Source organism: Synechococcus sp. Tobar12-5m-g, assembly GCF_024345415.1.
Taxonomy (GTDB): Bacteria; Cyanobacteriota; Cyanobacteriia; order PCC-6307; family Cyanobiaceae; genus Regnicoccus.
Genome location: NZ_JAGQBB010000039.1, coordinates 1 through 13,974 on the forward strand (window position 1 = coordinate 1; position 13,974 = coordinate 13,974).

A 13,974-nucleotide genomic window follows, 5' to 3' on the forward strand; every position below is an offset into this window, starting at 1 on the left:
GCTTTTTGGCCGTGGACTGCTCGTAATCACCAAAGCCGAGCTGCTTGATGCCCATGAACCCTGTTCACGCCTGCGATCACACGGCCATTCTCGCGCAGGGTGGTGGGGTTTTCCAGAGTCTCCTTAGGCCACGCCAGTCAGGATTGGCCTCAATAACCTTCTTTAGCCATTTATTGTCACTCAACGGAAGTTGCTCGCTCTGCGTGGCTCCCCCACTTTGATTACTGCCTAGCTTAAGATTATATCTTTGAACGGCAGTCAACCTAGGGAATTGGGTTAGGAATCCTCTATTCCCTTCAGAGTCATACGCAACCCGCTCAACTAAAGTGAACTTTGCATCGTCAGAGTCCGTCGAAAATGGCTTTAAATGTTGAATAAGACTATCGTCTACAATAGTATTTTCTCTTTGATTGATAAGAGCATCTTTCTGAAATTGAATTAGAGATTGGGCCTGTGGCTTCCTTTCAAAGCTGGCCCTGGTTTCTTGTCCATTATTTATCGCATAGATAAGTTCAGCATCGGGAACACCCTTGAACAAATCTCGATTTCCCGAGTCACTAATGAAGCTAAGGATGCTGGAATAAACAGGCCCATCTCTCAGGACCACAAGCTTGCCATCTATATTAAGTTCGCTTCGCAAAACAGCCGGGATACTTTTCTGCTGTGGGTCGAATAAGGAGAATACTCCATAGGATCCCCAAACAGCGCTTTCTTGATTGGGGCTATTGGCTTTCGCAAGAACTTTGGGGTGGAGAGCAAAAAAGAAGAGCGATGGCAATAATAGGAAAAGGAGCCAAAGCCATCTTCTTCTATTCTTGAGTATTAAGACAAGCGTACCTATCATCTTTGGAGAATACCGACTATAGACAAAGATGATGGTGGCCACAATGCTCAAGACGCAGACCATCAACTGAAGAGCCAAGGAAGCGTTCAATGACAACATTTTGAAAATGACAAGGTACTCTTATGTCCCTAGCCAAGTTAGCATTATGTGCTGGAAGCCGCCAAAGGCGCAGCCTGCATTAAGCAACTCGTAATGCAACTTTATGGGCACAGAGATATCTTGCACCGATTGATTTCGAGGGCCTCTGCTTGAACGGCTTTAAGATGTAAGTCTTTTCGCCACAGAACCCCAAGTCTATCAGAGCTGAGTATAAACAGCACCCCTCTCTTGCTTGTAATCGCGCACTGTAAAATGATTGCTGCTGTGCGGAGCCTGATCAGCCGAACATCTAAATAGGCGGTTCCGTGATCCACTCACCCAGCGGTTCAGTACGCCGCCTATGCAACCTCTTCTCCCCCATGGTGGTTGGAGAAACCCTGTTGACATGGGGATTCTGCCGCAATTCCCTGCCTGAGGGCGAGTGCATAACGGAACTGAGATGCACGCCGATCCAGGGGCTGTGAATGGTTCCCCATCAATGGCCGGTGTTGTCCCGGCCACCCTGGGAGATTCTCAAGGCCAGACATTGCCTCCTAAGTTGCCGCGACGCTGAGGACGTTTAACCCAGATCCCTTGCCTTGCAGCCCTTCCTGGCGCCATGGGTTGCCGAGCCGGTCTGCATCTCCGGAACCGTGATGCACACCCAAGGGTTCCCAGGGCTCCTCAGAGCAGGTCGGCGGGGCTGCGCACGCCGAAGGGTCCCCTGTTCAGCACATGGGTGTAGATCATGGTGGTTCGTACATCGCTGTGGCCGAGCAATTCCTGGATGGTGCGAATGTCCGTGCCTCGCTCCAGCAGGTGAGTGGCAAAGGAATGGCGAAAGGTGTGACAGCTCACCGGCTTGGCGATCTCGGCGGCTTGAACAGCCCGGCGCACCTCTTTCTGCACGATCGAACCGTCCATGTGGTGGCGTCCGTGCTGCCCACTGGGCTGGTCTCTCCAACGCTTGCTCTGAGGGAAGACCCATTGCCAGGCCCACTCCCGGTCGGCGTTGGGGTACTTGCGTGCGAGGGCGTGCGGCAGCACCACCCGTCCCCATCCCGCCGCCAGGTCTTTGCCATGCAGGCCCCGCACCGCCTCCAGATGCCCGCGCAACGGTGCGTTCAGCCGCTCCGGCATCAGGCTGAGACGATCCTTGTCCCCCTTGCCACTGCGCACCGTGATCTCCTTCCGCTCGAAATCGAGATCCTGCACCCGCAGCCGCAGGGCCTCCATCAACCGCAGGCCGCTGCCATAGAGCAGCCGACAGACAAGGGCCGGTGTGCCATCCAGTTGGTCCAGCACCTTCTGAACCTCAGTCGGCGTCATCACCACGGGCACCCGCCGCTTTACGCGGGCACGCACCACCCCGGTGAGGTCCCCCGGATCCACCGCCAGCACGTGGCGATACAGGAACAGCAGTGCGGAGAGGGCCTGGGTCTGGCTGGAGGCGCTCACCTGCAGGTCCACCGCCAGGTGGGTGAGGAAGCCGTTGATCTCCGCTTGGCCCATTTCCCGAGGGTGGCGCATTCCGTGAAAGCGCAGGAATCGGCGCACCCACTGCTCGTAGGTTCCGATCGTGCGGCGGGCGTAGTGGCGCACAGCCAGTTCCTCCCGCAGCTTCTCCAGCAGGCGTGGGGGTCGTTGCGGGCTGGTCGGTGGGTTGATGGATTGGCGGCGGACTGTTCTTGAAGGATTCCCAGCCCCGTCCCTGTTCCGCTCCCTAGGGTCGCCCCATCCACTGGCCCCCGTGCTGCGACGCTTCGATTGCTGCCCATGTCCGCCAGCCCCAACCCCTTGCTTGGCCTGCCCTTCGAGCCCGCCAGCGAGGGTCTGGGGCCCGAGTACTGGGACCTGGTGGAGGCGGCGTCTTTTCCGCTCACGCGCCTGCGCTTTCGCAACGACGCCCTCCTGCGCCAGCTCGGCCTCGACCCCCCCGTATCAGCGACGGCGATGTGGAGGTCGCCTACGGCCGCTTCGAGGCACGGCAATCCCTGCTGGCGCTTCGCTACCACGGCTATCAGTTCGGCATCTACAACCCCTTCCTCGGCGATGGCCGCGGTTTCCTCTACGGCCAGCTGCGCGATCGCCACGGCAATCTCCACGACCTGGGCACCAAAGGCTCCGGCACCACCCCCTGGAGCCGGGGAGGCGATGGCCGCCTCACCCTGAAGGGCGGGGTGCGGGAGGTGATCGCCAGTGAGGCGCTGCATCACCTCGGCGTCACCACCAGCCGCACCCTCTCCCTGGTGGAAACGGGCGAAGGCCTCTGGCGTGGCGATGAGCCCTCCCCCACCCGCAGCTCGGTGATGGTGCGCCTGGCCCGCACCCACCTCCGCTTCGGCACCTGCGAGCGGCTGCTGCACCTGTGCAAACCGGAGCAGCTGGAGCAGTTGCTGCGCCACGTGGTGGCGGTGCATTACCCGCACCTCGCCGAATCCGATCACCCGCTGCTGGCCTTCTACGCCGGGCTGGTGGAGCGGGTGGCGCGGCTGGCGGCCGAGAGCTTCGACTACGGCCCCTTCGCCTTCCTGGAAATCTGGGATCCCGGCTTCACGGCCGCCTACTTCGATCAGAACGGCCTCTACGCCTACGGGCAGCAGCCGTTGATCTGCCATCAGAACCTGCGCCTGCTCCAGGAGCCCCTGGCGATGCTGCTGCCCCGTCCCGAAATGGAGGCGCGCCTGGAGCGCTTCGCTCCCGCCTGCGACCAGCACTACCGCCAGCGGCTGATGCGGCGGCTGGGCTTCGACCTGCCCGGCGCCAACATGGGCGGTCGGGAGGGCGAGCTGCCCGACCTGGTGCCGCTCACCCTGCAGTTGCTGGCGCAATGGCCCGTGGCCTATGGCGCCTTCCTCGCGGCCCTGGCCGATCGGATCGCCCCCTTCGTGGCTGGCGCCCCTGAACCGCCGCCAGGTCCCTGGCGGGCCTGGCGTGAGGGTTGGTGGGCCTGGAGCCAGGGCCGCCCATCTGCCCAGGAGGCCGGCATCGCCTCCACCCTGCGGTGCTGGAACCTGCCGGTGACGCCGATGTCGGTGCGGGCCAAGGTGGAGAGGCTTTGGGAAGCGATCGACCAACGGGACGACTGGCAACCCCTGCACCAGTGGCTGGAATCATTCCGATCCCCCCATGGCGCTGAAGACGGGTGTTTTGCGCTACAGCCCCAGACGGCTGAATCTGTCTGAATTTCCCTAACGGACGTTTGCTTTGATGGTTTCCCATGACTTCCGAACAGGCGGCCCAGCTGATCGACGACACCCTTGATCTGGTGCATCAACGGCTGCTGGAATTGGATGCGGACCAACAGCGCAGCGAACACAAAGCCCTCGCCGATGAGTTTCGGGAATGGCGCCAACCCAGTGGGGGGCACATCGACCTGATGCTCTGCCCCGGTTTCAGCCGGGGTTGAGCCTGGCTTGAGCCGTCCTCAGGACGGCACCACCGGCTCCCCCTTGCTGCGTTCGAGCCAGGCCCAGTACAGGAACGAAAAGCCGGTGGAGGCCACCAGGCCCACCAGGGTCGAACCCAGCAGGATCCGGCTGGTGAAGGACCAGCCCAGATCCCAGATCCCTTCCTGCCGAATCAGCTCCAGGCTGGGCCAGCCCCGCCCCGGACCCAGCAGCCAGGAGCCGAGCTGGTGATTGAACCAGTAGAGCGGCAGGTAGGTGATCGGATTGCTGATCCAGGTGCCGGCCGCCGCCAGCAGATGGTTGCCCCGCACCAGGCTGGCCAGGCCGATGCCAAGGATGGTCTGCAGGCCGAAGAAAGGAAAACAGCCACAGAAGATCCCCGCCGCCAGCCCCCGGGCCCGCTGGCCGTGGCTGCCCTCCTGCTCCCACAACCAGACCAGGGCCCGCCGCAGCCGAGACTGCAGGGAGGGTGGCCCTGGGGGACGCTTGGCTTCAGACGACACCATTGCTGCGATTGCCACGGCCGTGGCGCCTGGCCAGGGAAGTGTGGCGATCGTACGCATCTCGGGCCCGGCGGCGTTGGCGATCGCCCACCGGTTGTTCCATGCCCCCGGGAACCAGCCCTGGGAGAGCCACCGGGTGCTGTACGGCCATGTGTTGGACCCGGCCAGCGGTGAGCGGGTGGATGAGGCGTTGCTGATCCTGATGCAGGCGCCCCGCAGCTTCACCCGCGAGGACGTGGTGGAATTCCACTGTCATGGCGGCCTGATCGCCGTGGGGCGGGTGCTGGAGCTGGTGCTGGCGGCCGGGGCGCGCCGGGCCGGGCCGGGAGAATTCAGCCAGCGGGCCTTCCTCAACGGCCGCCTTGACCTCACCCAGGCCGAGGCGATCGGCGACCTGATCACCGCCCGCAGCCGCCGCGCCGCCCAGCTGGCGATGGCGGGTCTGGATGGGGGGCTGCAGCGGCGCCTCGCAGCCCTTCGCCACCGGCTGCTCGACCAGCTGGCCGAACTCGAGGCCCGGGTGGATTTCGAGGAGGATCTGCCGCCCCTGGATGCCGCCGCCGTGGTGGCCGACCTGGCGGCCGTTCAGGCTGAACTGGAACGACTGGTGGCGGAAGCCGGCCAGGGCCGACTGCTGCGCGAGGGGCTGAAGGTGGCGATCGTCGGGCGGCCCAATGTGGGCAAATCCAGCCTGCTCAACGCCCTGAGCCGCAGCGAGCGGGCGATCGTCACCGACCAGCCCGGCACCACCCGCGACCTGGTCGAAAGCGAGCTGGTGCTGCAGGGGGTGCCGCTCACCCTGATGGACACTGCCGGCATCCGGCCCACCGACGATCCCGCCGAGCGGCTGGGCATCGAGCGAAGCCACCAGGCGATGGCGACGGCCGATGGTGTGCTGTTGCTGATCGATCTCGCCGAGGGCTGGACGGAGGCCGATCGGCAGCTGCGCGGCCAGCTTCCCGAGCGGATCCCCCTGCTGGTGGTCGGCACCAAGGCGGATCTGGCGGATGTGGCGCCGGGCGGGAAGGGGCTCGACGGCCCCGACCCGATCAACGTGGCCATCAGTGCCCTCGCAGGCTTCGGCCTCGATGCCCTGGCCACAGCCCTGCTGGGCTGCTGCGGCACAAGCCTGGAGCCGGGCCTGGTGGTGGCCCTGAACGGACGCCAGCGGGAGCTGGCCGCCGCCGCCGCCGCCAGCCTGGCCGCCAGCCTGGAGGCGGCAGCCCGGGGATTGCCCTGGGATTTCTGGACGATCGATCTGCGCCAGGCGGTGCGCAGCTTGGGGGAGATCACCGGCGAGGAGGTGAGCGAGGCGGTGCTCGACCGGGTGTTCTCCCGCTTCTGCATCGGCAAGTGAACGCAGGCACCCCTCGGCACAATGAACCTCTCTGTGGGTGGCGGCCGTTGATCGATCCCAGGGCCCAGCTTCCTGTGGAGCAGCGCCAGGCCATCGGCGCCGCCGGTTTGGCGGCCATGCTCACGGTGGCCCGCTGCAACGGCGCGCCCACGGCCAAGGCCCTCGCCGCCATCCGGGGCGTGCGCGATCACCTGCTGCAGATCGAATGCGAACTCGATTCCCTGCCGCTGATCACCCCCGGCCAACTCGCCGAGCGGGTGCGGGCCGTCAATGCCGATCCCCAGTGGCGCGAGCGCATCCTGCGCGGCATGACCCTGGTGGCCCTGCTCGATGGTGCACCCTCCCCGGCGCAGCAGCGGTTGCTGGAGCAGGCGGCGGCGGCCCTGGCGGTGGACCCGGCGCCGGTGCGCACCTTCGGCCAGGTGATGGAGCAGCGGCTGGCCATGGTGCGCCTCGACATCGGGCGGCGTGGCTTCATCGCGTCGGCGGCGCGGGCCACCCTGGAGCAGGAGGGGCTGCGCGGCGCCCTTGGGGTGGCGCGGGTGCTGCTGCGGCAGGAGGACACGGCCATGGCGGAGCGCTACCGAGCCCTGCGCCACTACCCCGCTGGCAGCTTCGGCCTGGCCTACGCCGTCTTCATCGACCGCAACCAGTTCGGGTTCCCCGGTGAGCTGGGCGGGCCGCCGCCGCCGGTGATGCACCACGACTGCTGCCATGTGCTCGGCGGTTACGGCACCACCGCCGCCGAGGAAGGGGCGGTGCTCGGCTTCCAGGCGGGCTTTGAGCAGGTGGATCCGTTTTATGTGCTGATGTTTGCGCTGGCGGAGTTCGAGCTGGGCATCGGCGCCACCCCGTTCATCCCGGGAGAGCGAGGGGCGCTCGATGTGGAGCGCCTGTTCGCCGGCATGGCCCACGGCGCCCAGGTGTCGGTGGATCTGATCGCCGCCATCGACCCCTGGGACCACTTCGCCGATCCGCTGGAGCTGGTGCGCCGCCGCTTCAACGTGCTGCCCCGCGGCCGCGAGCCGGAATGGCCGGCCTTGATCATGGGCTGATCGCCCGGCCTGCCGCTGCCCCCCACTCCGCCTGCCCCTGTGACTCCCTCACCCCTGCTGCCCTTCAGCCCCGCCCTCGAGCAGCAGCTGCGGGCCTGGCTTTCCGAGGACATCGGCCGCGGCGATCTCACCGCAGCGGCCCTGATCGGCCGACAGGGCCGGGCCCACTGGACCTCCAAGGCCAATGGGGTGTTCTGTGGTGGCGTGCTGGCGGAGCCCCTGTTCCAGCTCCTGGATGGGGCCGTGGAGGTGCGGGACTTGGTGGGCGAAGGGGAGCGGGTGACGGCCGGGCAGCGGCTCCTGGAGCTGGAGGGATCGGCGGCCGCCCTGGTGGCTGGGGAGCGCACCGCCCTGAATCTGGCCATGCGGCTCTCCGGCATCGCAACCGCCACGGCCGCCCTGGTGCGGCAGCTGGAGGGAACCGGGGTGGGCTTGGCCGACACTCGCAAGACCACTCCGGGCCTGCGGCAGCTGGAGAAGTACGCGGTTCGCTGCGGCGGCGGGGTGAATCACCGCCAAGGCCTCGATGACGCCGCCATGCTCAAGGAGAACCACCTGGCCTGGTCCGGAGGGCTGGTGGCGGCCGCCGCGGCGGCGCGCGGCTCGGCCCCCTGGCCGGCCCGGCTGATCGTGGAGGCGGAAACCGCCGCCGAAGCGGAAGCGGCCGTGCGGGCCGGGGCCGATGGGGTGCTGCTCGATGAGTTCTCCCCCGCCGGGCTGGCCGAGCTGGTGCCCCGGTTGCGGGCCCTGGCCGCCGCAGGCCCGTCTGGAGGTGTGGTGCTGGAGGCGTCCGGGATTCAGCCCGACCAGTTGCGCCAGTACGCCGCCACCGGCATTGACCTGATCTCCACCAGTGCCCCGGTCACCCGATCCCCCTGGCTCGACATCAGCATGCGCCACGCATCGATTCAAATCTGAGCCACAGCCCTTTGCCACAGCCCGGTGCCAAGAAGGCTCGGCCGATGCCCTTTGCCATTGGTTTCGCTCTGGTGGCGATCCGACCCCGCTGTGGCCAGAGTGGTGGCGGGTTTCCAATGCCGATTGCCATGCCGCCGTGCCGTTTCCCGCCCCAGATCCTTCGGTTCACCATGGCCTCCCTGGCCCTGCTGGCGTCCCTTCTTCCGGCAGGGCCGGCCCGGGCCGAGGGGGTCCTGCAGCGGGTGGCCACGACAGGAGAGCTGGTGGTGGGGAGTCAACCCCAGCTGCCCCCCCTGAGCTTCCTTGACAGCAGTGGCAAGCCCGCCGGCTATGGACTGGAGGTGGTCCGCCGCGTCCAGGCGGAGCTGGCCACGGCGCTCGGCCGTCCGGTGAAGCTGCGGTTCGAGACGGTGGCTGATCCCGCCGAACTGGTGCGGCGGGTGGGCAAGGGCGAACTGGCCCTCGCCTGCGGCGTCCCCTTCTCCTGGGCCCGCGATGGCCAGGTGGATTACACCCTGCCGATTGGGCTCTCCGGCATCCGGTTGCTGGCCCCGGCCGGTCGCCTCGACGGCTCGGCTGAGTCCCTGCGCGGTCGCCGCATCGGTGTGGTGGGTGGCTCCCTGGGGGAGACGGTGCTCAAGGGCCTCCAGCCCCAGGCCCAGGTCGTGCCCTTCGCCAGCCTGGGAGAAGCGGTGGCAGCGCTGCAGGCGGGCCGGCTGGATGGCGCGATGGGTGACACCAACCTGCTCACGGGCCAGGCCCGCAGCCTCGGGGCCAGCGGCCTGGTCGTCACCCCGGAGCTTCCCTACGAGCGCTACGCGGTGGGCTGCATTGTTCCCGAGAATGATTCCGCCTTCCGGGACCTGACCAACCTGACGATCGCCCGTCTGCTGCAGGGCTATGTGGATGGCCAGCCGGAAGCGATGGCCAGCGTTGACCCCTGGGTGGGGCCCCAGGGGGTGCTGGCAGTGCCATCCGAGCGCATTCGCACCTATTTCGAATCGGTCCTGCTGAACTACGAGGCGATCCGGCCCCTGGGTCCGGCGGCGAACTCACCCGCTCCGGCCCCCCGCTGAGAGCCCAGCCCCCACCGTCCCCTCCCTCCTTCTTCAGATTTCACCCCGATGGCTTTTCTTCTCCGTTCCAGGCTGTTCGGATTTCTGCTGATCCTGGCGGCCTTGCCGGTGCTTCCTGCCGCAGCAGCCCTGGCGGCCGGCGCTGACGTCCCCGAAGTGGAGACCCTCAGCGTCGAGGCCCGCCTGCGTCGCATCGCCGGGGCGGTGCGGGAGCGAGACGGCGGGTTGGCTGAGGAGCAGGAGGCTGAAGCCAGCTCACCTTCCAATGACCTCCTGGCAGCTGTCTTCGTAAACGGTCCCAGGGTTGGCTTCAACAATGGCGGTTTCCGCAATGGCGGCTTCTGGAACGGTGGCTTCCGCAACGGTGGTGGCTGGCGCAACGGTGGCTTCGGCAATGGTGGCTTCCGCAATGGCGGTGGCTTCCGCAACTTCTGGTGAGCCATTGAACCCCGTGGCCTTCGGTCCCCTGAGGTTGCTGGTGGTGCAGCCCACGCCGTTCTGCAACCTCGACTGCGACTACTGCTACCTGCCCAGCCGCGACGACCGCAGCCGACTGCCCCTGGAGCTGCTGGAGCGGATCCTGGAGCGGGTGCTGGAGAGCCCCTTTGTGGACGGCGATTTCACCCTGCTCTGGCATGCCGGTGAGCCCCTCACCATGCCGATCGCCTTCTACGACCAGGCCACCGACCTGATCCGCCGCGTGCTCGGGCGGCGCAACGGCCCGCCCCTGCGGATCGAGCAGTCGCTGCAGACCAACGCCATGACGATCGACGCCGCCTGGTGCGACTGCTTCGAGCGCAACGACATCCATGTGGGTGTCAGCCTCGACGGCCCTGCCTTCCTCCACGACGCCCACCGCCGCACCCGCACCGGTCTGCCCAGCCACGGGGCCAGCCTGCGGGGCATCGGCTGGCTGCAGCGCCGCGGCATCCCCTTCCAGGTGATCGCCGTGCTCACCGACGACGCCCTTGATCACGCCGACACGATCTTCGACTTCTTCCACGGCCAGGGCATCGACAACCTGGCCTTCAACATGGAGGAGACCGAGGGGGAGAACCTCAGCTCCACCCTGTCCCGCCCCCGCTCGGAGGCCCGCTACCGGGCCTTCCTGGAGCGGTTCTGGGAGCGCCTGCGCGAGCAGCCCGGGGCCCTGCGGCTGCGGGAGTTCGAGGAGATCGCCGGGCTGGCCTGCGGCGACCAGCGCCTGGTGCGCACCGACATGAACCACCCGTTCGCGATCGTGAACGTGGATGCCCGTGGAAATTTCTCCACCTTCGACCCCGAGTTGCTGGCGGTCGCCACGCCGGAGTATGGGGACTTCGTGTTCGGCAACGTGACGACCGACAGCCTGGCGTCGGTGGCGGGCAGCGAGAAATTCCAGCGGGTGCTCACCGAGATCCGCTCCGGCGTGGAGCGCTGCCGCTCCGAATGCGATTACTTCGGCCTCTGCGGCGGCGGCGCCGGCAGCAACAAGTACTGGGAGCGGGGCACGTTCAACTGCAGCGAGACCCAGGCCTGCCGCTACCGCATCAAGCTCAGCGCCGAGGTGGTGATGGCGGGCCTGGAGCGGGAACTGGAGCTGGCTGGCTGAGCCGTCCGTCGTTGTGCCTTCAAACGCTGGCTCGATGGGGGGAGATGATCGGATCCCGTGAACGCACAGCCGCGACCGCCCCCATCCCCCATGCTGCGCATCTTCGAAGACCTCAAGGCGCGGGTCGCCAGTGCGATGGAGCGGGCCTACCCGGCTGCAGCGGCTGAGGCCCTGCTTCGGAGCGGACGGCTTGATCCCCAGCTGGTGGTTGCCAGCAAGCCGGAATTCGGTGACTTCCAGGCCAACGGGGCCCTGGCCCTGGCCAAGCCGCTCAGCCAACCCCCCCGCCAGATCGCCGCGGCGATCGTGGCGCAACTGGTTGCCGACCCGGCCTTTGGCGCCCTTTGCGAGCCCCCCCAGATTGCCGGCCCTGGCTTCGTCAACCTCACCCTTCGGCCCGAGTTGCTGGCGGCCGAGCTGCGGGAGCGGCTGGGGGATCCGCGGCTGGGGGTGCCGAGCGTGGCGTTGGCAACGGGCTCAGCCGGCAAGCCCCCGGTCCCGGTGGTGGTGGACTTCTCCAGCCCCAACATCGCCAAGGAGATGCACGTGGGGCACCTGCGCTCCACGATCATCGGTGACTGTCTGGCGCGGGTGCTGGAGTTCCGCGGCCATCCGGTGCTGCGGCTCAACCATGTGGGCGACTGGGGCACCCAGTTCGGCATGCTGATCACCCACCTCAAGCAGGTGGCCCCCGAGGCGCTCACCACCGCCGATGCCGTGGACCTGGGCGATCTGGTGGCGTTCTACCGCCAGGCCAAGGCCCGCTTCGACGCCGACGGGGCCTTCCAGGCCACGGCGCGGGAGGAGGTGGTGAAACTCCAGGGCGGTGACCCGGTGTCCCGTCGGGCCTGGCAGTTGCTCTGCGCGCAGTCGCGGCGGGAGTTCCAGCAGCTCTACGACCGCCTCGACATCCGGCTGAGTGAACGCGGTGAGTCCTTCTACAACCCCTACCTGGAGGGAGTCGTGGACGATCTCGACGCCGCCGGCCTGCTGGTGACCGATGCGGGCGCCCGTTGCGTGTTTCTCGAGGGGGTGAGCGGCAAGGACGGCCAGCCGCTGCCGCTGATCGTGCAGAAGGGTGATGGCGGCTTCATCTACGCCACCACCGATCTGGCGGCGCTCCGCTACCGCTTCGCCCCGCCCCCCAACGGCGATGGGGCTGGGCGGATCATCTACGTCACTGATGCTGGCCAGGCCAGCCACTTCGCCGCCGTGTTCCAGGTGGCCCGCCGGGCCGGCTGGGTGCCTGAGGGGGGCCGGCTGGAACACGTGCCCTTCGGCCTGGTGCAGGGGGAAGACGGCAAGAAACTCAAGACCCGCTCCGGTGACACCGTGCGGCTCAAGGACCTGCTCGACGAGGCGGTGGAGCGGGCCGGGGCCGACCTGCGCCGCCGTCTGACCGAGGAGGGACGCCACGAAACCGAGGACTTCATCTCCCATGTGGCCACCACCGTGGGCATCGCCGCGGTGAAATACGCCGACCTCAGCGCCAACCGCAACACCAACTACCAGTTCAGCTTCGATCGCATGCTCGCCCTGCAGGGCAACACGGCGCCCTACCTGCTCTACGCCCTGGTGCGCATCGGCGGCATCGCCCGCAGGGGGGGCGAGATGGGAGCGGCCGCCGCCGCCGGGGAGTCGTTCACTTCAGAGGCCTGTCCGTTCCCTGATCCACTCCAGTTCATAGAGGCGCAGGAATGGGCGCTGGCGCGCCAGCTGCTCCAGTTCGACGCTGTGATTGCCTCGGTGGAGGAGGAGTTGCTGCCGAACCGGCTCTGCACCTACCTGTTCGAGCTCAGCCAGGTGTTCAACCGCTTCTACGACCAGGTGCCGGTGCTGAAAGCCGAGGAGCCTGCCCGGGGCTCCCGTCTGGCTCTTTGCCGCCTCAGCGCCGATACCTTGAGGCTGGGGCTGGGGCTACTGGGAATCCCCACCCTGGAGAGGATGTGATGGGCTTGCCCAGCTAAGTGTGTTTTCTCACCAGGTCATTCAGCGATCAGCAGCCGCTGTAAGGACTGCTGAGGGGTGAGGCCACCAAGAGCCATGTGGCACCTGTGGCTGTTATAGATCCCCAGATACCGAGGTAGCCAGTGGTTCCGCTCCTGGGAGGTCTGGTACGCCATGACGTAGGCCCATTCCGCCAGGAGGGTTTTGATGAAACGCTCGGCCTTGCCGTTGGTCTGCGGCGTATAGGGCTTGGTGCGGATGGGTTTCAGATCCAATGCTCGACAGGCCTTTCGCCAGTCGCCGGAGCGGTAGGCAGGGCCGTTGTTCGAGAGGATCCGTCGGCAGGTGATCCCCTGCTCAGAGAACCAGCCGACTGCCCGGGCCAGGAACCCAACGGTCGTCGCCCTCTGCTCGTCGGCGAGCACCTCGACGTAGGACAGGCGGGTGGCATCGTCGATCGCGACATGCACCTTTTCGTAGGCGGCGCCTCGTGAGCAGCCTTGACGGCGGTCGCCGGTGATCCGGTGACCGACCCGCTCAAACCTGGCCAACTGTTTGGTGTCGACATGGATCATGTCGCCCGGCCTTTCCCACTGGTAGCGCCTCACTGGAACCTTGGGTTCCAAATTCTTGAGCCGTCCCAGCCCCAGGGTGTTCATCACCCGTCCGACGGTCGATAGGGGTGCCTGGAGGGCCCTGGCGATGCGGCGGAGCGTGCAGCGCTGGTGCCGGAGATCTACAGCCTGCTGCAGTCGCTGCGGATCGAGCGTCCGCCGCTGGGTGCGGCGAACACTCCGTCGATCCGCCAGTGCCGCCAAACCGCCATCACGGAAGCGCGCCAGCCACTTGTAAGCACTGCGCAGGCTGATCCCGGCTTCTGCCGCAAGGGCTTTGAGCGGCACACCATCATCGAGATGCCTGCAGATCAGGCGTTCACGACCGATGGGCGTCAATCGGGCATTGGGGTGGCTATGCATGGGTGGTGGGGTCTTGGGACGGGAGGTGACACCCCGACCCTGGCGACCTCACACCCCCTTGTCAGCTGAACAACCTGGTGGGACTACACAGCTAAGGAAGCTCTGGACAACACGTCCGCATAGCCAGTCGCGGTCCACCAATTGTTCGGATTGGACTATTTCAGCAGAGATCAGGCTGGAATGAGCCTGATCTCACCATGTTTGGGGACTGGCCCGCT

At 66.4% G+C, this 13,974-nt stretch carries 12 protein-coding genes and 1 pseudogene; 9 read left to right on the forward strand and 4 right to left on the reverse strand.

Annotated elements, in window-relative coordinates; genetic code table 11:
• Nucleotides 1-76 precede the first annotated feature (76 nt).
• Together KBY66_RS15155 and KBY66_RS15160 are read right to left on the reverse strand one after the other, a co-directional pair.
• Nucleotides 77-886 carry a hypothetical protein gene (locus tag KBY66_RS15155; protein WP_255090457.1) on the reverse strand — a complete coding sequence of 270 codons (810 nt, stop codon included), beginning with the start codon at nucleotides 884-886 and terminating at the stop codon, nucleotides 77-79.
• Between the two features lie 720 nt (nucleotides 887-1,606).
• Nucleotides 1,607-2,590 (reverse strand): integron integrase, encoded by a 984-nt coding sequence (locus tag KBY66_RS15160; RefSeq protein ID WP_255090466.1) that lies wholly within the window; start codon nucleotides 2,588-2,590, stop codon nucleotides 1,607-1,609.
• A gap of 108 nt (nucleotides 2,591-2,698) precedes the next feature.
• Between KBY66_RS15160 and KBY66_RS15165 the strand changes: the two are divergent.
• Both KBY66_RS15165 and KBY66_RS15170 read left to right on the forward strand, forming a co-directional pair.
• Nucleotides 2,699-4,107, forward strand: a pseudogene (locus tag KBY66_RS15165) (protein adenylyltransferase SelO).
• Between the two features lie 35 nt (nucleotides 4,108-4,142).
• Nucleotides 4,143-4,331 carry a hypothetical protein gene (locus KBY66_RS15170; RefSeq protein WP_255090458.1) on the forward strand — a complete coding sequence of 63 codons (189 nt, stop codon included), beginning with the start codon at nucleotides 4,143-4,145 and terminating at the stop codon, nucleotides 4,329-4,331.
• Nucleotides 4,332-4,349: 18 nt separating this feature from the next.
• On the opposite strand, the gene KBY66_RS15175 is transcribed toward KBY66_RS15170, so the two are convergent.
• On the reverse strand, nucleotides 4,350-4,838 hold the full coding sequence (locus KBY66_RS15175) for a DUF2062 domain-containing protein (protein WP_255090467.1): 489 nt from the start codon (nucleotides 4,836-4,838) through the stop codon (nucleotides 4,350-4,352).
• On the opposite strand from KBY66_RS15175, the gene mnmE reads away from it, so the two are divergent.
• From mnmE to argS, 7 genes are all read left to right on the forward strand, one after another.
• The gene (mnmE, locus tag KBY66_RS15180; RefSeq protein ID WP_255090459.1) at nucleotides 4,819-6,192 is read left to right on the forward strand and encodes a tRNA uridine-5-carboxymethylaminomethyl(34) synthesis GTPase MnmE; all 1,374 of its coding nucleotides are present in this window, start codon (nucleotides 4,819-4,821) and stop codon (nucleotides 6,190-6,192) included. The genes KBY66_RS15175 and mnmE overlap by 20 nt on opposite strands.
• Nucleotides 6,193-6,239: 47 nt before the next feature.
• The gene (locus KBY66_RS15185) at nucleotides 6,240-7,247 is read left to right on the forward strand and encodes a TerB family tellurite resistance protein (RefSeq protein WP_255090460.1); all 1,008 of its coding nucleotides are present in this window, start codon (nucleotides 6,240-6,242) and stop codon (nucleotides 7,245-7,247) included.
• A 39-nt stretch (nucleotides 7,248-7,286) separates the two neighbouring features.
• Nucleotides 7,287-8,165 carry a carboxylating nicotinate-nucleotide diphosphorylase gene (gene nadC, locus KBY66_RS15190; protein ID WP_255090461.1) on the forward strand — a complete coding sequence of 293 codons (879 nt, stop codon included), beginning with the start codon at nucleotides 7,287-7,289 and terminating at the stop codon, nucleotides 8,163-8,165.
• 71 nt (nucleotides 8,166-8,236) lie between these two features.
• On the forward strand, nucleotides 8,237-9,241 hold the full coding sequence (gene grrP / locus KBY66_RS15195) for an extracellular substrate binding-like orphan protein GrrP (protein ID WP_255090462.1): 1,005 nt from the start codon (nucleotides 8,237-8,239) through the stop codon (nucleotides 9,239-9,241).
• A gap of 48 nt (nucleotides 9,242-9,289) precedes the next feature.
• On the forward strand, nucleotides 9,290-9,679 hold the full coding sequence (gene grrA, locus KBY66_RS15200) for a GrrA/OscA1 family cyclophane-containing rSAM-modified RiPP (protein WP_255090463.1): 390 nt from the start codon (nucleotides 9,290-9,292) through the stop codon (nucleotides 9,677-9,679).
• Nucleotides 9,680-9,692: 13 nt separating this feature from the next.
• On the forward strand, nucleotides 9,693-10,832 hold the full coding sequence (gene grrM / locus KBY66_RS15205; RefSeq protein ID WP_255090464.1) for a cyclophane-forming radical SAM/SPASM peptide maturase GrrM/OscB: 1,140 nt from the start codon (nucleotides 9,693-9,695) through the stop codon (nucleotides 10,830-10,832).
• A 90-nt stretch (nucleotides 10,833-10,922) separates the two neighbouring features.
• Nucleotides 10,923-12,782, forward strand: coding sequence for an arginine--tRNA ligase (gene argS, locus KBY66_RS15210; protein WP_255090468.1), 1,860 nt, complete (start codon nucleotides 10,923-10,925; stop codon nucleotides 12,780-12,782).
• Nucleotides 12,783-12,817: 35 nt separating this feature from the next.
• Here argS and KBY66_RS15215 read toward each other — a convergent pair whose 3' ends face one another.
• The gene (locus KBY66_RS15215) at nucleotides 12,818-13,756 is read right to left on the reverse strand and encodes an IS481 family transposase (protein WP_255090465.1); all 939 of its coding nucleotides are present in this window, start codon (nucleotides 13,754-13,756) and stop codon (nucleotides 12,818-12,820) included.
• Nucleotides 13,757-13,974 lie beyond the last annotated feature (218 nt).